Consider the following 22,405-nt stretch of genomic DNA (forward strand, 5'->3'; position numbering starts at 1 on the left):
ATTATTCCCCTAACATTACTTTACGTTCTTCTGCTGTTGCTGGACGATGCTGATCACGCTCAGGTACGATTTGGACATTCTCATCACGTTTGTTACTATTAATAAAATGAAAAAATCGAATTTGACCTTCTGTATTTTCAACAGCTTCCTTCCATTCACATACCATTAATTTACGTAAGCGTGTCATTTCACTTTCTAACTCAGCATTTATACCTAATTTGTCGTCAATAATAACACTACGTAAATAATCAATACCGCCATCTAAATTTTCAAGCCAGACTGACGTCCGTTGTAATTTATCTGCGGTACGAATATAAAACATAAGGAAACGATCAATATATCGGATTAGTGTATTTTTATCGAGATCAGCGGCAAGTAAATCAGCATGACGAGGCTTCATACCACCATTACCACACACATAAAGATTCCATCCTTTTTCAGTAGCAATAACACCGATATCTTTTCCTTGCGCTTCGGCACATTCACGTGTACAACCTGATACGCCTAGTTTAAATTTATGTGGTGCACGAATGCCTTTATAGCGGTTTTCTAGCTCAACACCAAAACCAACACTATCTCCGACACCGAATCGACACCAAGTGCTACCTACACAGGTTTTTGCCATTCTTAATGCTTTGGCATAAGCATGACCACTCTCAAAACCAGCCTCAATAAGCTCCTTCCAAATAGCTGGAAGATCGTCTTTTTGAGCTCCAAATAAGCCAATGCGCTGTGAACCTGTAATTTTAGAATAGAGCTGATATTTTTTAGCTATTTGGCCAACAGCAATTAATCCTTCTGGAGTAATTTCACCACCAGCACTACGTGGAATTATCGAATAAGTACCATTTTTTTGAATATTACCTAAGAAAATATCATTACTATCTTGTAGAGGAATCAAATTATCTTTAAGAATATAATCATTCCAACATGAAGCTAATAAAGATCCGACGGTAGGTTTACAAATTTCACAGCCATAGCCTTTACCATGTTTCTTAATTACTTGCTCAAAAGACGTTAAGCCCTCAACACGGATAAGATGATATAACTCCTGACGCGAATATTTAAAATGTCCGCATAATGCATGGCTGACCTCAATGCCTTGTTTAGCTAACTCTAAATTAAGAATTTGTGTAACAAGTGGGATACAGCCTCCACACCCAGTCCCAGCTTTAGTTTCAGCTTTGATTGCTGCAACCGTATGACAACCAGCATTAATGGCATTAATAATTTTTTCTTTAGTCACATCAAAACAAGAGCAGATTTGTGCTGAATCGGGAAGCGCATCACCCCCCATAGCTGGTTTTGCTCCTGCATGTGCAGGCAGTATCAACGTATCTGGATGTTCAGGTAGATCCATATCATTAAGCATTAATTGCAATAAATTACTATAATCTGACGTATCGCCAACCAATACCGCACCCAAAAGCTTTTTATTATCATTCGAAACAACCAATTTTTTATAAACTGGCGTTGTTTCATCTAAATAAACATAACTATGACACCCTATTGTTTTTGCTTTAGCATCGCCAATACTACCGACATCGACTCCCATAAGCTTTAGCTTAGCGCTCATATCGGCGCCTTCAAATTTATCTGCTTGTCCCATTAAATGCGCTAAGGCAATCTGAGCCATTTTGTAGCCTGGTGCAACTAAACCAAACACCTTGTTTTGCCAACAAGCACATTCACCAATAGCATAGATATCAGGATCCGAAGTTTGGCAATAATCATTTATAACAATTCCCCCGCGAGGACCGATTTCTAACTCACATTCTTGAGCTAATTTATCATTTGCTCTAATGCCAGTTGAAAAAACAATAAAATCGACTTCAAGTGCAGAGCCATCCGCAAATTGCATGATTTTACCAGCAGGTGTGTGAATAATTTCTTGGGTATTTTTACTGGTATGAACACCTACCCCCATTTCCTCAATTTTACGACGTAGTTGTTCTCCGCCCTGCACATCCAGCTGTTCTGCCATAAGCACTGGAGCAAACTCAACCACATGCGTTTCCATACCTAAGTTTTTTAAAGCTCCAGCAGCCTCAAGTCCAAGCAATCCCCCACCCACAACAGCGCCTTTTTGACAACGCTTTGCACATTCTTGAATAGCATCAAGATCTTCAATCGTACGATAAACAAAACAATCCGAACCATCAGCACCTTTAATCGGTGGTACCCAAGGATAAGATCCTGTCGCAATAATCAATTTATCATAAGCAACAATTCGCCCTTGTTGAGAATGAATCTCCTTACGCTGACGATTAATTAAAATAGCCCGTTCATTAAGTAAGACTTGAATATTATTCTCTTCGTATAAACCTTCGCGAACAAGAGAAAGCGCTTCTGCTGTGTGACCAGAAAAATAAGAAGAAAGGTGTACCCGATCATAGGCAAGACGAGGTTCTTCACAAAAAATAGTAATATTGAATTGTTTGGGCTGCATTTTATCAATTAACTCTTCAATAAAACGATGCCCAACCATCCCATTACCAATAATAACGAGGTTGGTTTTACTCATACATAACTCCAATTTTAATTTAATTAAATTGCTAAAAAATTTTAATTTAATAACATTGTATGAAACTGTGCATAGAATATAACTACCCTCAAGGATTACTACTTTAGTAGTACTTAAATATCAAACTTGCAAAAACGTACTTAAAATAATTGCTAATTTTAGCTAAATTAGCTATAATTAGCCGACTAAATAAATTGAGTAATGATAATTGAATTACAATTCAAGAAAGCTTCCTTCACGTGAAACCATAGCTCGATCACAAAGATTTAACGATGACATCGTTGATGTTTCTGGTGTTGATCTGGTTTTGAGCTTAATAACAACTGCCGATTTAATTCGTGCTAATATCTATGCGCAATTAGATAAAGATTACGGCGTTTCTGAAGGTAAGTTTGCCTTATTGATGTCATTGTTTTCAGAAGGTGAAATCTGTACCAGTGATCTTGCTTTGCGCATTGGTGTAACACCAGCAACAGTATCAGTAATGGTTAAACGAATGCTGGCAGCGCCAGAGCCTTTAATCTCGATGTCAAAAAGTGGTGATGATGGTCGTTCTCGATTAATCGCTTTAACACATACAGGCGAAAAGCTGATTCAAAATGCATTACCCAATCACCTAAAATCAATTCGCGCTTTTGCACAAGTACTCAATTCGCAAGAACAAGAGTCTTTAATATTGATGTTACGTAAATTATTACGAAAATAACGGACTTTAATCATTAAAGTCCTTCATTTCACTTAAATAGTTAGCTGACTAAATAAATGGAAAATAAGCTGTATATGAAAAAAAATGTCAAAATTCCTGTTATCTTTTTACTCCTGCTAATCTTTGGCTCATTTTTAATCTTTTTAGGATCAAGAAATGATGCGGTCTCGGTTGCCAAAAGCATCAAATCTGGTGTATTAACTGCCGATGAGATTAATATTGCCTTTCAAAATGTCGGAGGAAAAGTCACCAAGCGATTTGTAGAAGAATCACAAATAGTAAAAAAAGGTGATCCTTTAATGCAATTAGAAGATATCGATACCAAACTAGCTATCGATCGACTACAAGCTTTAGTTGATAGCCAAAAGGCGGCAGTAAACCAAGAACAAAAAAATATTGAAATCACTGAAAATGAAACCAACCTTTCGGAATTATCAACTTGGCGAAAAATAGAAGAAGTGCAAGCCAATTTAGAAGCAGCAAAATCGGCTCGAAACCTAGCTAATACTGAATTTGATCGCCAAACCCAATTACGTAAGTCGGGGGGAAACTCGCAGTCACAACTTGATAATGCTCGTAATGTTTTTATTAATGCAAAAATGCAAGTTATTAAAATTGAAAGTCAACTTTCTACCTTAATGATTGGTGCGACGCCTGAACAAATTAGCCAATTTGAGCAAACAAAAAATGCAACAGGAATGACAATACAATCAATCTTAATTGCGCGACAAAAACTGCTAAACCGCCAAAATCAATTAACACAGCTTCAATCACAACTCGCACAAGGCGAAGCTGAATTAAAACAACTACAGCTTAATTATGATCGACTAACATTAAGAGCACCTGAAGATGGAAAAGTATTAAAACTTATGTTTGAAGATGGCGAAATGGTACCAAACGGTGCGCCAGCAGTCTTATTAGAAACCGATCGTAAATATATCGACATTTATGTGAATGAAAAAATGGTTAATGATTATCAACCAGGCACAACGGTTACAGCAAATGTAATTGCACTTAACAAAGAAGTAAAAGGAAAAGTTCGCTTTGCCACCGCTGCACCATCATTTGCTGACTTACGCATGACACGAGAACGAGGTCAAGCTGATTTAACCTCTTATCAAGTCAGAATTTACATAAAATCAATTCCTAAACTATTAACTGGAATGACACTTGAGGTTGAAAAATGATGCAAAACATCATTAAATCCATGCTTGAAGAGCTTGACGCCATGTTGTCTGGCCATTTTATACCTTATTATAAAGTTTCGCTTGGCTTAGCTGCTATTGTTTCGCTCGTTTTTTCAATTGTATTAAGTCATGGAGCTGTGTTTGAAGGAAAAATTGCGGTTATTGATCTTGATGGTTCTCATTATTCGACTGAATTAATTAGCAAAGTCAATACATCGCCTTATATTGAAGTGACAGAAGTAATAAGATCGCCAGTAAATCCAATAACATTGGTTTCACACGACCGTAATTTAGGTGTTTTATATATTCCTAAAGGTCTAGAAAAAAGCTTAAAAAAAGGCGATCAAACAGTACGCCTAGGCTATTTTGCTGATGATACAAACGATGCACAAAATGCCAAAGTACTACAAAGCCTTAATGAATATATTCCAAAATTGGGGGCTGAACTTAGTGTTGGTAAAGTTGCAGCATTAGGACTTGGTAAAGAAGGCATTGAAGCAACTTTATCACCAATGCAACTTAAAACACGATATATGTTTAATCCTGCAAGCTCGTCCACCATATCGACGATTATATATTTTGTCTACTTTTTCTCGTCACTGACTTACGGTCTAACCTCATTAATGATTATTGGCCGCTTAAAAGTAACTGGCATGTGGGAACAAACTATAGAAAGAGGATTCTTACCTTTATTAGCAAAAACAATACCTTATGCACTATTTTTTACAACAGCATTAACGCTTATCACAGCCATACTTGTTATATTTGGACAACTGCGTTTTGACGGTAACTATTTTGCTTTTGTACCGAGCATATTTATGACAGGATTGGCATTTGGTTGGCTAGGATTGTTACTGTCTTGGAAAACTAACAATCCAGGGGAAGGCGCTGGTAGAATGATTTTCTTAGTACCTCCAGGGTTTATCATGGGTGGTTCAACAATGGCTGTGGGAATAATGCCAATTTGGACTTACTATGTTAGCCATGCTTTCCCATTAGTTTGGTTATTTAAATTTTTCCGCGATTTTGCCATGCGAGGGCGCTCACTGATTGATATGTTAGCAACTTATGGGGCTTTCATCATCTATTTAACGATTATTGCTTTTATCGTGATGATGTTTGTTGAACGAGTAAAAGTTAATGCATCATAATTCATTGGTAGTTTTAATTTCGAGCATTTTAAGCATTATTGTAAAAATAATTCTAATTTGTAAAAAACGCCGAGTTGTTTACACTTCATAATTAAAATAATCCTATAAAAACTCATAAAGCGTTTTCCTTGAAATCGCTTTATGCGGTTTAACGGTATTATAAAAATTAATAAAGCGTTTAAATTTTTATTTTCTATCTTTTAAATTGCTAAATATTTGCTGATTATGCCACATCTCAATTCAAAGTTCGTATCACTCTTTTCGGCTTTCCCATTCGTTTGTTGGCTGGCAGGTTTGGTAAATTTTTGATTAATATGATGGCTATGACACGTTTTAACAAATAGGTGTTCGCTGGTGCCTTGATATTCACGTCCATTATCGGAATAAATACATTCAATGATATAAGGAGATTGGGCTAACACATCGTTTGTAAAAACTGTGCCGAGTTAAATTGGGATTTATCAGGGTAAATACCCGCATAAAGCTCACGTGAAAAATCATCAATGCCGACAAATAAATATTCTCTAGTTTTCTGTTTTGTTTAATTTTTAAGTAACGGTAAACGTTTGGTATCAACGTGTAGCATTTCACGCGGATAGGTTTTGTTATAGCATTTAGCTTGCCACCTTAATTTATCTTCAATAGATTTTTCGACTTTAACCAGACGTTTAATACCATAATAAATGGTTTTATAACATTCATTTTTACTGGTTAAAGGCACAAAAAGCTTCATTCGGGCTTTCTTTAGTACATTATAATTGTAGACCAACTGACCATAAAGCGTTTAGCCAAATCAGTGACGGTGATTTTTCTTTATGATATAGGCATCATATCATCTGTTTGGGATACAGCGTTATGTCTATGCATTACAATCGTTTTTCAAATTACGGTAAACAAGCAAGTCATTCCTAGAAATACTTAATGTGCTGTCACTTAACACATTTTAACCAGCAGCGATCAACTGCTGGTTAAAAATTGTACGTTCTTGCTAATTCAAAATAACACCTTGATCTTTCATATTATAATTTACCTGCGCTACCGCAAATACGTATTTTATCTTCAACAATTTTTTTCATGGCGGCTTTTGCTGGCTGCATATAGTGCCTTGGATCATTGACGTCAGGATGGAGTTTAAAATCTTGTTTTAAAGCATCTGAAAAGGCAATTTTTAATTCAGTTGCCACATTTACTTTGCAAATACCCAATGAAATCGATTTTTTCACCATCGCCTCAGGTATACCCGATGCACCATGTAACACTAGTGGAATATCAACTTTATTTCGAATTTTGGCTAATCGCTCAAAATCGAGTTTAGGCTCACCTTTGTACATACCATGAGCTGAACCAATAGCTACCGCAAGTGAATCTATTCCTGTGCGTTCGACATACTCTTTTGCCGCATTGGGATCTGTAAAAGCACTATCTTTGTTATCGACAATAAGATCGTCTTCTTGCCCGCCAAGCCGCCCTAATTCGGCTTCAACACTAGCATTATATTTATGACTAAAAGCAACCATTTTACTAACTATGTCAATGTTTTCTTCAAAGGGGTGATGCGAGGCATCAATCATAATCGAGCGAATTCCTGCCCCTATTTTTGTTTGAATATCACTGATATTTTCATGATGATCCAAATGTAACGCAAAAGGAAAATGGTGAATGCTTGCTGCTGTTTCACAAATACTGATTAAATACTGTATTCCTGCGTAACTATAAGTTGCTGGCGTTGCTGCAAGTATCACGGGGGATTGCATCTGTTTAGCGGTATCAATAACAACTTGAATAGTTTCAAGGTTGTGTATATTAAATGCGGGCACAGCATAACATTCACGTTGAGCTTTTTTTAACATCTCTTGACTAGAAATAAGATACATAATTTAATCCTCATTAATCTGTTATTTTGCTACGATTTTTTTCACTTTAACGTGTTGATAATACTTGTCATAATTATCCATATTGACAAAACCGATTTGCTATTCCATTGCATTTAGCATTCCCATAGTCATCGCACGTTTAAACATTACCTCTACAGTTTCTTTTTCATGGATACTAATAGCAAGCCCAGCTAACGTAACATCCCCCGATCCAACAGGATTCACCATGTTAATTTTAGGAATTGAAACTTGGTAATAGTTGTGATGGCAACGAGCAAAAGCACCATTTTTACCTAATGAGATGATGATAAAAGCAATATCATTCAGTAAAGGATGATTGACGGCTCTAACTAATGAAGTTACATCATTTGGATCGATATCCATTTGAATAATCTGCTGTAGTTCACCTTTATTGAGTTTGATTAAAAAAGGTTTATTTTTAGAAACGAGCGTTTCTAATAACATTTTACCTGATGAGTCTAGCAATACTGAGATCTGATACTTATTTGCTTTTTCAATTAATTGAGTATAAAAACCGATTGGAAATCCTTGTGGTAATGACCCTGAAATAGCAATAACCTGCGCTTGGTTAAGCAAATTCTGGTAGTGTTCCAAAAAAACATTGACATCATGATTATCTAATACTGGGCCTGACTCTAGGATTTCAGTTTGATTTCCCTCATGTAAAATGGCAATGCAGTTTCTTGATTCATGTTGGGTGATATAAAAGTTGTAATTAATATTATCTTTATCTAATTGTTTTTGAATATACTCACCCGTTGTTCCACCAATAATGCCTGATGCAAGAACAGGAATACCTGAATATTTAATGCCTCGAGTTACATTAAGCCCTTTACCTCCTGCGTTTTTTTTTACCTCTGAGACTCGATTAATATCATTAATCGCTAATTTATTTAATGGATAAGATATATCCACCGAAGGGGGCATCGTAATTGTTAATATCATATTCTCACCTACGCATTGATATCGTTGGGAGAAATAACAAACTTAAATGATCACTATCATTAAATCGGCTTGGCTAGAAGCAAAAACTTTTATCGTTTAGGATATTCAACCTAAACGAGTAATGGTTTTTAATATTTATGACCAATTAAGATATAAAAAAACATACGAGTGTAAGCACAAATATTAAACCGTTATTAATTTAATACCCTTTGCCACAAATTCTTTTTTACAGCTACTGTCAACATCAATATCGGTAATAATGGTATTGAGTTGGTTAAGGGGTAACACAACATTAATCCCATTACGACCAAATTTTGATGAATCGAGCACGGCAATCACATTCTTAGCGGCATTAGCCATAACACTGCTAATAGTGTAACCTTCGTTAAACGTTGTTATTCCTCTTTTGGCATCAATTCCATCTGCACCAACAAACAAAATATCAGCAGAGATGCCAGTTAACGATTGCTCAGCAATTTTTCCATGAAAAGAACGCGTTTTATGTCTAAGTGTACCGCCACACATAAATAGCATAATGTCACTATTGTCTGATAATATAAATGCAGAAGTAAGACTATTGGTAATCACAGTAATATGCTTCAATTTTACGAGTTCTTCAGCTATCAACATGGTAGTACTACCACTATCTAAAATAATAGTGTCACCTTCTTTAACATGTTTAACCGCTTCAATTGCAATACGTTTTTTAGCTTCTATAAATCGCTGATAACGTTCTTCTAATTGCAGCTCTTTAAATGATTTTAAGTCACCGTTATTCATGATTTTGGTTGCTCCGCCATGAAATCGTGTTAGCACTCCTTGTTTTTCTAGCAATCTCAGATCGGTTCTGGTTGTGACCTCAGAAACATTGAACTGTTCCGATAAATCAGAAACTAACACAGTTCCTTTCATATTAAGAAGTTCTACTATCTGTTGGCGTCTTTCACTTGCATTCATAATATTTCCTTTTTCGAAAATTTTTTAGCAGTGTATAACAAACAAAATCAAAAGATAAGGTTTCATTTTCAATCACTGACTTAAATCAAAATAATTACATGCAATTTAATAAAATTTTGCCATTCATAGGACGACCATTTAAGGCAGTCACTTGTTTAATAAATGAATCAAAGTCCCCCATGCCAGCAATCAGCTCATCAAGTTTAATTTTTCCATCCATAAAGTACTGACTCACTAATTGCCACTCTTTACCTGGCCATGGCGCTGAATAATTCATCCAACTGCCTAAAATTTGTAACTCTTTTCGTAAAATCAGTCCGAATGTTTTTTCTGGAAGTGTAATATCATGATGAAGTGTACCCACTAAGACTACCTTCGCTCTAGAGCCTGCAATTTCAATGGCTAAGTTGACCGTAACGGGTGAACCCGCCGTTTCTAATACAATTTGATCAAAGCGAGATGAAGATAAAGCTTGGTAAATCGCGTCGGTGCTAAGATCTTGAGAATGATATACCGCATCAGCGCCTAGTTGTTTGGCTAGATCGAGGCGGTGCTGGTTAATATCAAGCACCGCAACTGATTTTGCCCCCATTGCCTTGACACATTGCATAGCAAGTAATCCGATTGTGCCACCGCCAACGATGACAACATTTTTGTCCTCACATCCATCAGCCAATAACAAAGCATGCATTCCAACAGTCATTGGTTCAAAAAATGCACCTTCAAGCGGGCTGATACCTTTAGGTAATTTAAATGCATTTTTCTTATCTAACACAATATACTCAGCAAAACCGCCTGTTATCCTTGAACCAACAAAAGTATAATTCTTACAAAGTGAATAATAATGATTTTGGCATTCATCACATTTAAAACATGGTAACAATGGCACGCAAGATATTAAATCATCAATCTCAAATTCAGTCACACCATACCCCATTTCAACAACTGTACCACTAAATTCATGTCCCAATGTAATGGGATAAAAATGAGCACCATGGTGAAATATACGCGGAATATCTGAACCGCATAAACCACAATAAGCAACTTTTACTAAGATTTGATCTGGAGATGTTATTTTGGGCATTCCTATATTTTGTATAGCTAAAGCTCCCCCTTCATTGACAACAACCGCTTTCATGTTATTTTCCTTTATTGGTAAACAAATTACGTTAATGTATTGCTTTCACTCGTTACTGAGTAAAAGCTTTCTGATTGATTTTGGTGATGACTGTTTTGGGATTATTTTATTACCCCATCTTCTTGATCTAATGGTTAATTTTTCAGAAATAACTGGTATTTTTGGGCACGTTTCCATGTCAAAAATAAGCAGAAAAGGTAAAACAATCCAATAAGGGCAAAACCAATAGGTTGTTTCAAGTTGACCAACTGAACCATAAGATAAGTAATGGGTGACCCACCTTGATCCATTGCACCAACTGAAACGCCATTATTCGTAGTCATCGTGCCTGCATTAATGGCTAGTTGAGTAGTCAATGGAATCATTTGAGTGGCAATCCAAAGCGTAATGGCGATAATGATAGAACCAGAAATAATGATTCTAAACAGGTTACCTTGATGAACAGCTACCCCCATTGCGATAAAAAAGCCAATAGTTGCCAAATCACCAAAAGGTAAAACTTCATTACTAGGTAGGATGATGGCGATAAAAATACTTAATGGAATAAAAATTAAACTCGCCGATACTACCGTTGAATGCCCTAATAACAATGCTGGATCTAAACCAATAAGAAAATCTTGCCCACCAAATTTTGATTGCAAATGTTTACGAGCTTGTTTAGAGATCGGTGTTAATCCATCCATAATAGGTTTAATTACGCGTGGCATTAATAACATTACCGCTGCAGTTTGAATCGCTAGTTGTAGCGTTTCTTTCACACCATACCCTGCTAATAAACCTAATATGATGCCCATGAATAAGCCAACGGTAACAGGCTCACCAAACGCACCAAACCGCTTTTGCATATCAACAGCATTAAAATTAATCTTATTAATACCTGGGATTTTTTCAATGACAGCGTCAACAAAAACAGCAATTGGACCACAATATGCAGACGTACCATGAGGAACCGCAATACCGTCAAGCTCAAAAAAATCTTTGGTATCTTTGGCAAACCAATCACCCAGTTTATAAGCAATAATGGCATGAACAATAACCCCTACAATACCAAGCCAGTAAGAGCCTGTTGCAATGTAAACAAGCGCACCAGTAAATGTCATGTGCCATATATTCCAAATATCAACATTAACAACCCTAGTTAATCTTAAAACTAACATAATAATATTTATTGCAATAGCGATGGGAATGGCTACTAAAGCAATTTGTGAAGCCCAAGTCATAGGCGCAGCACCAGGCCAACCAACATCGATAACATTTAGACTAATATCAAATCTTTCAGCCATCGCTTGAGCTGCAGGTCCAACAGAACTGGTTAACAAACCGACAACTAATCCTATACCAACAAACCCTATTCCTATATGAATTCCAGCTTTTAGTGCATCACCCAACTTCATTCTTAAAGCTAATGAAAACAAGATAATCACAATGGGTAGCATCACCGATGGACCAAGATCGAGAATGTACTGCATAATTTCAGTAAACATAGATTTATCCTTTTAAAATAGATAATATTTTTTCTTTTAGTTGATCAATACCAACCCCGGATACAAAAGGCATTCCATGAACAATTGGAATATCACCAAAATTCTGATCCATTCTGGCTGTAGTACAGATCAAATCAACATCATCAATAAAAGTATTAATTTCATTAATGCGACATTGAATAAGATCAAATTGAATATTATTCTCGTTGCACAATTCTTTTATTTCTTCAGCAGCCAAAGTGGAGGTTGCAACAGCACCACCACAAGCAACAATAATCTTCTTTTTCATAATGCCTCCTGAAACTTATTGATTAAATATCACGTTATTAAAATGATCCACAATTTCATTTTGCGGAGCGTTTAATAAAAATTGATAGAAGTCTTTATGTTGTAAATTTGAAAAAAGCGTTTTTAATAGCTCAATTTGATCTTCTGGTGAAGTCACAACAAGTGAAATAATCAATGAAATATCAATATTGCTATCATCATCAGCTCGATTAAAAGAAACTGGGAATTGAGTGCGAATAATAAAGATTGCTGGAGTATTTGCATGCTTTGCGTCACAATGTGGAATAGCCACAGCATAACCATCGAAAGCAATACCCGTTGGAAATAATGCTTCCCTTTCGATTAAGGCTTTTAAATGACTTTTTTTAACAATGCCCTTTTGTTGTAATTGCTCACTAATATAAGTTAATGCTTCTAATTCATTATCAAATTTAAGATTGTTTTCGAAAAAAAGCTGAAATTTATTCATATTTATTCTCCACTATTTATTATAGTTTACTTTTCTAATTTAACTTTCGAAAACAAAATAATAACGAAAGATTATTTACTTTCGAATTAAAAAGCAAATAAGATTTTATATATTTGTGATCGTAATCTAATTTTCAATAATAAAGATTAACCAATAGGTAACTTACTATTAATTGAAGAATTAAAAGTAAAACCTGATCCAGATCACAAAAAAAATTTTTTTATATTGCAAATAGGGGTTAACATGTCAAAATGTTACCCGTAACTAGTTGGATGTACGAAGGATAAATAATGACTAAAAAAAACAAACAAGTTTTTGTATTAATGGGAGTATCAGGATGTGGTAAATCAGCAGTTGCCAAACAAGTTGCTTACAATCTAGATGCTGCTTTTTTAGATGGCGATTTTCTACATCCAAAGGCTAATATTTTAAAAATGCGGAGCGGTACGCCATTAAACGATGAAGATCGAATGCCTTGGCTTAGCTTAATCAGTAATGCCGCATTTGCTATGAGTAATGTTAACGATGTCTCAATTATTATTTGCTCGGCATTAAAACGAAAATATCGAGATATTATTCGCGGTGAAAATGAAAATGTACATTTTATTTATTTGAAAGGAAGTTTCGATGTAATCGCAGAAAGGTTAGCTAAACGTAAAGGACACTACCAAAAGACAGGCATGCTTCAATCGCAATTTGATACTCTAGAAGAACCAACTCCCGATGAAAAAGATGTCTACAATATTAATATTGAACAACCACTAAAAAAGGTTGTGCAAGATGCTGAACAAGTAATACGGACAATATGTCATTGTTAAAAAATAGAAAAAATAAACGAGGTCAATGTGAATCCGACTATTCAGGCTATAACTCAACGAATTATTGAGCGTTCTAGGGTATCTCGTACCAATTATCTGCAAAAAATAGAACGTGCTATGCATAATAAAGTAACTCGATCTAGTTTACCATGTAGTAATTTAGCTCATGGTTTTGCGGCTTGTTGTACCAATGATAAGAAAGATCTAAAAAATATCTTAAAAAGTAATATAGGGATTATTAGTTCTTATAATGATATGTTATCAGCCCATAAACCGTATGAGTTTTATCCTGAACAAATCCGAAAAGCACTTCACAAAATTGGTGCTGTTGGGCAAATGGCTGGCGGAGTACCAGCCATGTGCGACGGTGTAACTCAAGGAGAACCTGGAATGGAGCTGTCATTAACAAGCCGTGATGTGATTGCGATGTCGGTTGCTGTCGGACTTTCGCATAATATGTTTGATGGTGCTCTATATCTTGGAATATGCGATAAAATTGTACCAGGTTTATTTATTGGCGCATTAACGTTTGGTCACTTACCTGCTATTTTTGTACCTGCAGGACCAATGCCATCAGGCTTATCCAATAAAGAAAAGGTGCGTATCCGACAGCTTTACTCGGAAAGTAAAGCTTCACGTGAAGATTTACTTGAATCAGAATCGGCATCTTATCACACTAGTGGTACTTGTACTTTTTATGGTACAGCAAATACTAATCAAATGGTTATTGAATTAATGGGACTACATTTGCCTGGAGCAGCTTTTGTTCATCCTGAAACAGCACTACGTTTTGAATTAACTAATGCTGCAGCTAAACAAATTACCCGCATAACCAACCAATCAGGCAACTATATGCCTATTGGTAAAATGGTAGATGAAAAGGTGATTGTCAATGGTCTAGTTGCACTACTCGCAACTGGCGGTTCAACTAATTTAACCATGCATATTGTGGCGATGGCTAAAGCAGCTGGCATAATTATTAATTGGGATGATATTTCAGACCTATCAACGGCAGTACCACTACTTTGCCGAATTTACCCGAATGGTCTAGCCGATATAAACTACTTTCAAGCAGCTGGAGGTACATCTTTATTGGTTCGCGAACTATTATCTGGTGGCTTATTACATGAAGATGTTGAAACTGTAGTAGGGCGTGGACTTAGTCGTTATACTCAAGAACCTATTTTAGAAAATGGCAAACTTACTTTCCGTGAAGGCCCAACAAAATCATTAGATGACAGCGTCATTGCGTCAATCAAAAAACCATTTAATTCTCATGGTGGATTAAAAGTGATGTCAGGTAATCTTGGCCGTGCAATTATGAAAACATCAGCCGTTGCACCTGAACATCAAATTATTGAAGCACCAGCAGTCATCTTTAATAGCCAATATGATTTAGATGCCGAATATAAAGCTGGCAAACTAGATAAAGACTGCGTAGTTGTTGTCCGTTATCAAGGACCAAAAGCAATTGGTATGCCAGAATTACATAAACTAATAACACCGCTAGGTGTTCTGCAAGATAAAGGTTATAAAGTTGCGTTATTAACTGATGGTCGATTATCGGGGGCTTCGGGTAAAGTACCTGCCGCAATTCATGTCACCCCCGAAGCTTATGATGGAGGTTTACTCAGTAAAATCCAAAATGGAGACATGATCCGTGTTAATGGTCAAACTGGCGAAATAACATTATTAGTAGACGAAGCAGAATTAGCCAAACGTGAACCTTATTCTTTCGACTTAACGGATTCACATCTAGGTTATGGGCGTGAACTATTTACCGTTATCCGAGAAAATTTAACTTCCGCAGAAGAAGGCGCCGTTAGTTTTTAATTCATTTATTCTGCCGCAAATCAGCGGCAGCTCCCCCCCAAATTATACTGAAACACCCCTATTTCCTGAAAGTTTTTAACAAAAACTCTCTGTAAACTTGTCATTTAAAATAAATATAAAAAATAATATAAACTATTTCTTGATAAAATTATCCACCAATAGATTTACTACATCGCCCATTTTCCCTTGCAAAGAAGCTTTTACACTGTAAAGCGCCATCCCCATAACCTGCGATGCTTGAATTTCAGGCGGCATAACTAATTCATTAGAGCTGGTTTTAACATCTAATAATGCAGGACCTTGATGTGATAAAAATGATTGCATTGCTTCATCAAGAGAATCAGAATTATCGACTCTTATCGCAAATAATCCCATCGACTCAGCAACTTTTGCAAAATTAGGATTCTGTAAATCGGTATAGTGATCAACTAAACCTTCTGATTTTTGTTCCAATTCAACAAAATTAAGTGAACTATTATTAAGCACAATAATTTTAATTGGCAAATTTTCTTGAATTGTAGTTAACAAATCGCCTAATAACATACTAATACCACCATCACCTGATAAAGTAATTACCTGACGATTAGGAAATGCTTTTTGCACACCTAACGCTTGCGGCATTGCATTTGCCATTGTGCCATGTTTCAAACTAATTACCGTACGTCTTTTTCCATTGGTATTAAAATGCCTACAAGCCCAAACCATAGCTGAGCCAACATCAGCACAAAGCACAGCATCTTGTGTCGCATATTTATCAACAAGCTCGGTTAAATATTGAGGATGAATCATTGTTTGAGAAGGTACAGCTTTCTTATTCAATTTATCCATTGCCTTCATATACAATTGGCGACATTTTTCTAAAAACGTAGTATCTTGTTTTTCATCAACTAAAGGAATTAAAGCGGCTAACGTTGGCTTACTACTACCAACAACCCCCACACTCACTGGATGACGCCGCCCCAGATGAGTGGCATCGATATCAACTTGAATAATAATCGCTTTATCAGGATAAAATTGTGACCACGCAAAATCAGCACCTAACATAATTAACACATCACACTCTTTAATCGCTGTTGTTCCTGACTCCATACCAAACATACCAGTCATACCAACATTATAAGGATTATCATACTCAACAAAATCTTTACCTCTTGAGGTATGCACAATAGGTGATTTTAATTTTTCAGCAAAGGCAATAAGCTCATCGTGAGCCTCACACACTCCTTGCCCAGCAAAGATAGCTATTTTGGGATTATTATTAAGTATTTCTGCGATTTGATTTAATTCTTCATTTGACGGACGAATAATAGGTTTAGGGTGATAAATCTTATGCCCACTATTATCTTCAACCTTAATTAAACTAATATTATAAGGTACCACTAAAACAGCTACACCTCGTTGATTAATTGCAGCTTGAACTGCTGCGGTTGTTATTTGTCTTGCTTGGGTTGGATCATTAATTTGCTGACAAAATACAGAACAATTTTTATAAATAGATTCAAAATCAACTTCTTGCGGAAAATCGGTACCTTGTTGCGAAGTCACCAATTGGCTTGCCAATAAAACAACAGGTACTTTATTACGGTGTGCTTCATAAATACCGTTAATAAAATGCAAACTTCCTGGACCACAAGATCCAGCACAAGCTGTAATTTGGTCTGTTAAATAGGCTTCTGCCCCTGCGGCAAAAGCACCGACTTCCTCATGACGAACGTGTACCCATTCAATATTACTTTTTTTAATAGAAGAAGTAATATGATTTAAAGTATCCCCAACAATACCATAACAATGCTTAACACCTGCTTCAGACAAAACATCAACTATAATTTGTGCAACAGATTTTTTTGATGACATATTCTCTCCTAAAGAGTTAACGATTAAATAGGTTTAGTTGCTTAAATTACACCTACTTTTCGATAATGCGAATAGGTCATAAAGAAAATAGCAAAAAATGTTAAAAAATGTAAAATAATGTTAAAGAAAATTAACAACAAAGTAATTATAGTCATATAAACTTCATTTAGAGATATTCCCTATTACAATAAATCAAGGTATTATGTACAAAATGTAATCTGTATCATAGAGCTACTTTTTGTGGAACATTTGTCATCTGAGGATAGTTTAGTATCATCAATCACTAAATTCTTACCTAATTATTTTATTGAATATTACCCACTTATTACTGTCTGCATATTATTATTAATAGCAATTTTAATGTTTTCGTTCAGCAAATTAAGAATGGACATTATTGCATTGCTCACAATCGCGGCAATCACCATCACAGGCGTATTAACACCAGCGGAAGCCCTCGCTGGATTTAGCGATCCGAATATTATCTTAATTGCCCTTCTATTTATTATTGGTGAAAGCTTGGTTAGAACAGGCATTTCATACAAAATGAGCGAATACATATTAAAAGTCTCAGGCAAAAACGATATTCGCATTATCACCTGCATTATGTTAGGCGTTGCTTTGCTTGGCTCAGTGATGAGCTCAACTGGCGTAGTTGCAATTTTTATACCCGTTGCCATTAGCATTGCTAACCATACTGGTATTCATGTAAAAAAATTAATGATGCCACTTTGTATTGCGGCATTAATAAGTGGCATGATGACACTGGTTGCCACCGCACCAAACCTTGTGGTAAACAGTGAATTAAACCGTGCCGCTTTGACTGAATTCAGTTTTTTCTCGATCACCCCAATTGGTATTGGTGTTTTAATTGTCGGGGTTATATATTGCATATTAACACGCAATTGGTTACTCACAGCAGAACAAGTTACCCCAACTAATACCCAACCACAAAGACGAAAAATCACCGATTTAATTCGAGACTATAAATTAATTGGCCGAGCCCATCGAGCACAAATACTAGCTGGCTCACCTTTTGTTGGGCGCACAATTGATGGCTTACATTTGCGTAGTGAACATGGTGTAAATGTTATTGGTATTGAACGCTGGCGCAAATTCCACAAAGTACTAATCCCCGTTAATGGCTCAACCGAATTTCGTGAAAATGATATTTTATTACTCGATATGTCACACTCCGAAGCCGATTATCGAACCTTTTTAAACACCAACAACCTTGAACCGAAAGTATTACGAGGTGAATATTTTTCAGAACAGGTTAAACAAGTCGGCATGGCCGAAGTTGCCCTGCTCCCAGAATCGACACTGTGTGGAAAAACACTTAATGAAATTGATTTTAGAGGAAAATATTTCCTGACTGTAATTGGTATTTGGCGTAATCATGCACCGGTTGAAACAAACAACTTATTCCAAGAACGTTTAGAAATGAGTGATACATTATTAGTTTGTGGTGACTGGGGTTCGATCCAAAAACTACAAACTCGAACCAATGACTTTGTTGTATTAGACTTTCCGGCCGATATCGACGACATTGCACCAGCAAGCTCACAAGCACCAGCGGCTTTAATTAACCTAGCCATTATGATTATTTTAATGGTGACAGGTATTGTGCCTAATGTGGTTGCGGCATTAGTCGCCGGCTTACTGATGGGAGCAACACGATGCATTGACATGGCTAATGCCTATAAATCCATACATTGGCCAACCTTAATTCTAATTATAGGTATGATGCCTTTTGCACTAGCACTCAACAAAACGGGGGGGATTTCGCTCATATCAGCTTGGCTTGAAGTCCACTTACGCTCTTTCGGCCCATACATGGTGCTAACATTTGTTTTCTTATTATGCTCAACAATTGGATTATTTATATCCAATACTGCAACAGCCATTTTAATTGCGCCAATCGCTATTGATTTAGGACTAAAATTTGGTTACTCACCTTATCCATTTGCCATGACGGTGGCAATTGCCACATCAGCGTCATTTATTACGCCCGTATCCTCACCGATTAAAACCATGGTAGTAGCACCGGGAGGATACAGCTTTGGCGATTTTGTCAAAATTGGCGTACCGTTAACTTTTTTAGTAATGGCGGTGGATATTGCTTTAGTGCCAATATTTTTCCCTTTTTAAAAACTAGCACTCTTTTATTTTTCATTAAATAATGATAAAGCAAAAAATATAATTAGATTAATATGATATTTTTAGGGTTTCACGTAACCTTAGCCTAACTTTTTTCTTTCTAAGTTTTGCTGGGCAAGTTAATATGGTATAGAACATTTGGCGGAAAGATTAATAAGCCTTTGATGTACAGGCAAATACATTCCAATACTTTCCACTAAATACTAATTAGCGAAACGAGAGGATTTTACACCCCCTCTCACACTCTGAAATTATCATGGTAAGTATTTTTCATCAAAATGACAAAGCATCCTAACCTAACTAAACCCTAAATAGCCTTTTAGAAAGGCTAAATGTTATAATTATTTTATTAATGCTTTGTTTTATTAAAAATAACCTTCCATATCACAAATCAAAGCGCACCAACAACACGATGTGGCGTGTATTGTTCTTCTAAATATGCAATATCGTCCTTTAATAAAGATACTTTAAGCGAACCAACAGCATCATCGAGATATTTGGTTTTAGTTGCACCAATAATTGGTGAAGTGACTCCTTTAGCAAATTGCCAAGCTAATGCTATTTGTGTCATAGTCACACCGTATTTCTCCGAAAGTTGATGGACTCTTTGTACAATATTAGCATCCATTTTTTGCGTACCATCATATTTGGCAATAGAGGTCTGATCAGTTTTACTGCGTAGTGTATCGGTTTGCCACTCTAAACGAGCAAGTCTACCAGCAGCCAAAGGACTATATGGGGTTAGTGAAACATTGAATTGATGACAGATAGGAATTAATTCACGCTCATCCTCACGATACAGTAGGTTATAGTGATTTTGCATAGAAATAAAAGGCGTCCAACCATTTTTCTTTGCCACAAGTTGCATGTTATAAAATTGGTATCCATACATAGCCGAAGCTCCTAAAGCTCTGACTTTTCCTGCCTTGACAAGATTGTGTAAAGCTTGCATTGTTTCTTCCATTGGTGTTGTATAGTCAAAGCGATGAATGATGTATAAATCGACATAGTCAGTGCCAAGTCGTTTAAGCGATCCATCGATTTCCCTTTCAATTGCGGCTTTTGATAGGTGTCCTTCGTTAAAATAGACTTTCGTTGCCAATATGACTTTGTCGCGAGCGATATTTTTTTTGATTGCTCGTCCTAAATATTCTTCGCTTGTACCAGCAGAATAAGTGTTGGCAGTGTCAATAAAATTAATTCCTAAATCTAGTGCATGTTTAATAATTGTTTCGCTTTGATCGGGATTAAGTGTCCATGCATGCATTTTACTGGCAGGATCACCAAAACTCATACATCCTAAACAAAGACGAGACACTTTAATATTAGAGTTGCCAAGTTGTAAATATTCCATAAAATCCTCCCTTGTAAAAATTAATTTGAATAAATTTTATCCATCTAACAATAAGCGAATAATATATTTTCGATAAATTATTCTAACCCTTATATTTATTGAAATAAATAAGTTTCTAATTGATAGTATCATGAATTAAATTCACTAATAACAACCTTATGTATAACTGTAAATAGTGAAATTTATTTTTAATATCAATGAAGTACTAAAAACATGCTAGATAAATTAGTAAAAGTATTAATAGACATTTAGAATAATTGGCTAAAGGCTTTCTTTTAACGGAAATATGTTCGAGGCTTGACGTTTTATAATGCTGTAGAAAATATAAGGTTACTGCGGTTAGTTAACTTTAAGTATATATGAAATTATTGATTAAAAAATAAAAAAGGCACACCTAAATGCACCTTTTTTACTGATTATAAAGAGCATCAATAGTTGCTCTTTATTACGGTAAGTTTGATTACTTAATAACTTTAGCAACAACACCTGCACCAACAGTACGACCACCTTCACGAATCGCAAAACGTAAACCTTCTGCCATTGCAATTGGGTGAATTAAGGATACTGTCATTTTAATGTTATCTCCAGGCATTACCATCTCTACACCTTCTGGTAATTCGATAGTACCAGTTACGTCAGTTGTACGGAAGTAGAACTGTGGACGGTAACCTTTGAAGAATGGAGTGTGACGACCACCTTCATCTTTGCTTAAAATATACACTTCTGATTCAAAATCAGTATGTGGAGTGATTGAACCTGGTTTTGCAAGTACTTGACCTCGTTCGATTTCTTCACGTTTTGTACCACGTAGTAATACACCAACGTTTTCACCTGCACGACCTTCGTCTAGCAATTTACGGAACATTTCAACACCAGTACAAGTTGTTTTAGTAGTTGGCTTGATACCAACAATTTCAACTTCTTCACCAACTTTAATTACACCGCGTTCAACACGACCAGTTACTACTGTACCACGTCCTGAAATTGAGAATACGTCTTCAATTGGTAATAGGAATGGTTTGTCGATATCACGCTCTGGCTCTGGAATATAGCTATCTAATGCTTCTGCTAATTCAACAATTTTGTCTTCCCATGCTGCATCGCCTTCTAACGCTTTAAGCGCAGAACCACGAATTACTGGTGTATCATCACCTGGGAAATCATATTGAGATAGAAGTTCACGTACTTCCATTTCAACTAATTCTAATAATTCTTCGTCATCAACCATATCACATTTATTTAAGAATACGATGATGTAAGGAACACCTACTTGACGACCTAAAAGGATGTGTTCACGAGTTTGTGGCATAGGACCATCTGTTGCTGCCACTACTAAGATAGCACCATCCATTTGTGCAGCACCAGTGATCATGTTTTTAACATAGTCAGCATGGCCTGGGCAGTCTACGTGTGCATAGTGACGAGTTGGTGTATCGTATTCAACGTGTGAAGTGTTGATGGTGATACCACGTGCTTTTTCTTCCGGTGCGTTATCGATTTGATCGAATGCACGAGCTTGACCGCCGTATTTTTTTGCAAGTACAGCTGTAATTGCAGCTGTTAAAGTTGTTTTCCCGTGGTCAACGTGGCCGATTGTACCAACGTTAACGTGGGGTTTTGTACGTTCAAATTTTTCTTTAGACAT

18 protein-coding genes are annotated in these 22,405 nt (G+C 36.1%); 6 read left to right on the forward strand and 12 right to left on the reverse strand.

The features are described from left to right. Position 1: 1 nt before the first annotated feature. A complete protein-coding gene (nirB, locus tag A9G43_RS03155; RefSeq protein WP_065606560.1) occupies positions 2-2,524 on the reverse strand; it encodes a nitrite reductase large subunit NirB in 2,523 nt (840 codons plus the stop codon). Positions 2,525-2,732: 208 nt separating this feature from the next. Here nirB and A9G43_RS03160 point away from each other — a divergent pair, with 208 nt between their 5' ends. The 3 genes from A9G43_RS03160 to A9G43_RS03170 all read left to right on the forward strand — a co-directional run bounded on the left by A9G43_RS03160 (position 2,733) and on the right by A9G43_RS03170 (position 5,568). Then, positions 2,733-3,230 (forward strand): MarR family winged helix-turn-helix transcriptional regulator, encoded by a 498-nt coding sequence (locus A9G43_RS03160; RefSeq protein ID WP_065574652.1) that lies wholly within the window; start codon positions 2,733-2,735, stop codon positions 3,228-3,230. Between the two features lie 74 nt (positions 3,231-3,304). Then, entirely contained in the window at positions 3,305-4,417 is a 1,113-nt protein-coding gene (locus A9G43_RS03165) for an HlyD family secretion protein (RefSeq protein WP_081298004.1), read from the forward strand. Continuing rightward, positions 4,414-5,568 carry an ABC transporter permease gene (locus A9G43_RS03170; RefSeq protein ID WP_218058597.1) on the forward strand — a complete coding sequence of 385 codons (1,155 nt, stop codon included), beginning with the start codon at positions 4,414-4,416 and terminating at the stop codon, positions 5,566-5,568. The genes A9G43_RS03165 and A9G43_RS03170 overlap by 4 nt, the downstream gene beginning before the upstream one ends. Before the next feature lie 541 nt (positions 5,569-6,109). Here A9G43_RS03170 and A9G43_RS10980 read toward each other — a convergent pair. From A9G43_RS10980 to gatA, 8 genes are all read right to left on the reverse strand, one after another. Beyond that, a complete protein-coding gene (locus A9G43_RS10980; RefSeq protein WP_065606562.1) occupies positions 6,110-6,301 on the reverse strand; it encodes a hypothetical protein in 192 nt (63 codons plus the stop codon). Positions 6,302-6,587: 286 nt separating this feature from the next. Continuing rightward, the gene (locus A9G43_RS03180) at positions 6,588-7,442 is read right to left on the reverse strand and encodes a tagatose bisphosphate family class II aldolase (RefSeq protein ID WP_065606564.1); all 855 of its coding nucleotides are present in this window, start codon (positions 7,440-7,442) and stop codon (positions 6,588-6,590) included. Positions 7,443-7,541: 99 nt separating this feature from the next. Further along, positions 7,542-8,408 carry a hexose kinase gene (locus tag A9G43_RS03185; protein WP_218058598.1) on the reverse strand — a complete coding sequence of 289 codons (867 nt, stop codon included), beginning with the start codon at positions 8,406-8,408 and terminating at the stop codon, positions 7,542-7,544. Positions 8,409-8,591: 183 nt separating this feature from the next. Further along, positions 8,592-9,365: a DeoR/GlpR family DNA-binding transcription regulator gene (locus A9G43_RS03190; RefSeq protein ID WP_065606566.1), complete on the reverse strand. Its 774-nt coding sequence runs from the start codon at positions 9,363-9,365 to the stop codon at positions 8,592-8,594. Between the two features lie 94 nt (positions 9,366-9,459). Then, the gene (locus A9G43_RS03195; RefSeq protein ID WP_065606568.1) at positions 9,460-10,503 is read right to left on the reverse strand and encodes an alcohol dehydrogenase catalytic domain-containing protein; all 1,044 of its coding nucleotides are present in this window, start codon (positions 10,501-10,503) and stop codon (positions 9,460-9,462) included. A gap of 134 nt (positions 10,504-10,637) precedes the next feature. Beyond that, positions 10,638-11,987, reverse strand: a complete 1,350-nt coding sequence (locus tag A9G43_RS03200; RefSeq protein ID WP_065606570.1) for a PTS galactitol transporter subunit IIC — start codon at positions 11,985-11,987, stop codon at positions 10,638-10,640. Positions 11,988-11,991: 4 nt separating this feature from the next. Continuing rightward, positions 11,992-12,276 carry a PTS galactitol transporter subunit IIB gene (gene gatB, locus A9G43_RS03205; RefSeq protein ID WP_065606572.1) on the reverse strand — a complete coding sequence of 95 codons (285 nt, stop codon included), beginning with the start codon at positions 12,274-12,276 and terminating at the stop codon, positions 11,992-11,994. Between the two features lie 15 nt (positions 12,277-12,291). Next, positions 12,292-12,744 (reverse strand): PTS galactitol transporter subunit IIA, encoded by a 453-nt coding sequence (gatA, locus tag A9G43_RS03210; protein ID WP_065606574.1) that lies wholly within the window; start codon positions 12,742-12,744, stop codon positions 12,292-12,294. A 290-nt stretch (positions 12,745-13,034) separates the two neighbouring features. On the opposite strand from gatA, the gene A9G43_RS03215 reads away from it, so the two are divergent. Both A9G43_RS03215 and edd read left to right on the forward strand, forming a co-directional pair. Further along, the gene (locus A9G43_RS03215; RefSeq protein ID WP_065606576.1) at positions 13,035-13,562 is read left to right on the forward strand and encodes a gluconokinase, GntK/IdnK-type; all 528 of its coding nucleotides are present in this window, start codon (positions 13,035-13,037) and stop codon (positions 13,560-13,562) included. Positions 13,563-13,589: 27 nt separating this feature from the next. Beyond that, entirely contained in the window at positions 13,590-15,395 is a 1,806-nt protein-coding gene (gene edd / locus A9G43_RS03220) for a phosphogluconate dehydratase (protein ID WP_065606578.1), read from the forward strand. 132 nt (positions 15,396-15,527) lie between these two features. On the opposite strand, the gene A9G43_RS03225 is transcribed toward edd, so the two are convergent. After that, the gene (locus tag A9G43_RS03225) at positions 15,528-17,249 is read right to left on the reverse strand and encodes a thiamine pyrophosphate-dependent enzyme (RefSeq protein WP_065606580.1); all 1,722 of its coding nucleotides are present in this window, start codon (positions 17,247-17,249) and stop codon (positions 15,528-15,530) included. A 306-nt stretch (positions 17,250-17,555) separates the two neighbouring features. Here A9G43_RS03225 and A9G43_RS03230 point away from each other — a divergent pair, with 306 nt between their 5' ends. After that, a complete protein-coding gene (locus tag A9G43_RS03230; protein WP_442903312.1) occupies positions 17,556-19,397 on the forward strand; it encodes an SLC13 family permease in 1,842 nt (613 codons plus the stop codon). Between the two features lie 400 nt (positions 19,398-19,797). On the opposite strand, the gene A9G43_RS03235 is transcribed toward A9G43_RS03230, so the two are convergent. Further along, positions 19,798-20,760 (reverse strand): aldo/keto reductase, encoded by a 963-nt coding sequence (locus A9G43_RS03235; protein WP_065606584.1) that lies wholly within the window; start codon positions 20,758-20,760, stop codon positions 19,798-19,800. A 460-nt stretch (positions 20,761-21,220) separates the two neighbouring features. Continuing rightward, the gene (tuf, locus tag A9G43_RS03240; RefSeq protein ID WP_065605820.1) at positions 21,221-22,405 is read right to left on the reverse strand and encodes an elongation factor Tu; all 1,185 of its coding nucleotides are present in this window, start codon (positions 22,403-22,405) and stop codon (positions 21,221-21,223) included.

This window comes from Gilliamella sp. Occ3-1 (genome assembly GCF_001690655.1).
GTDB classification, from domain to species: Bacteria; Pseudomonadota; Gammaproteobacteria; order Enterobacterales; family Orbaceae; genus Gilliamella; species Gilliamella apicola_P.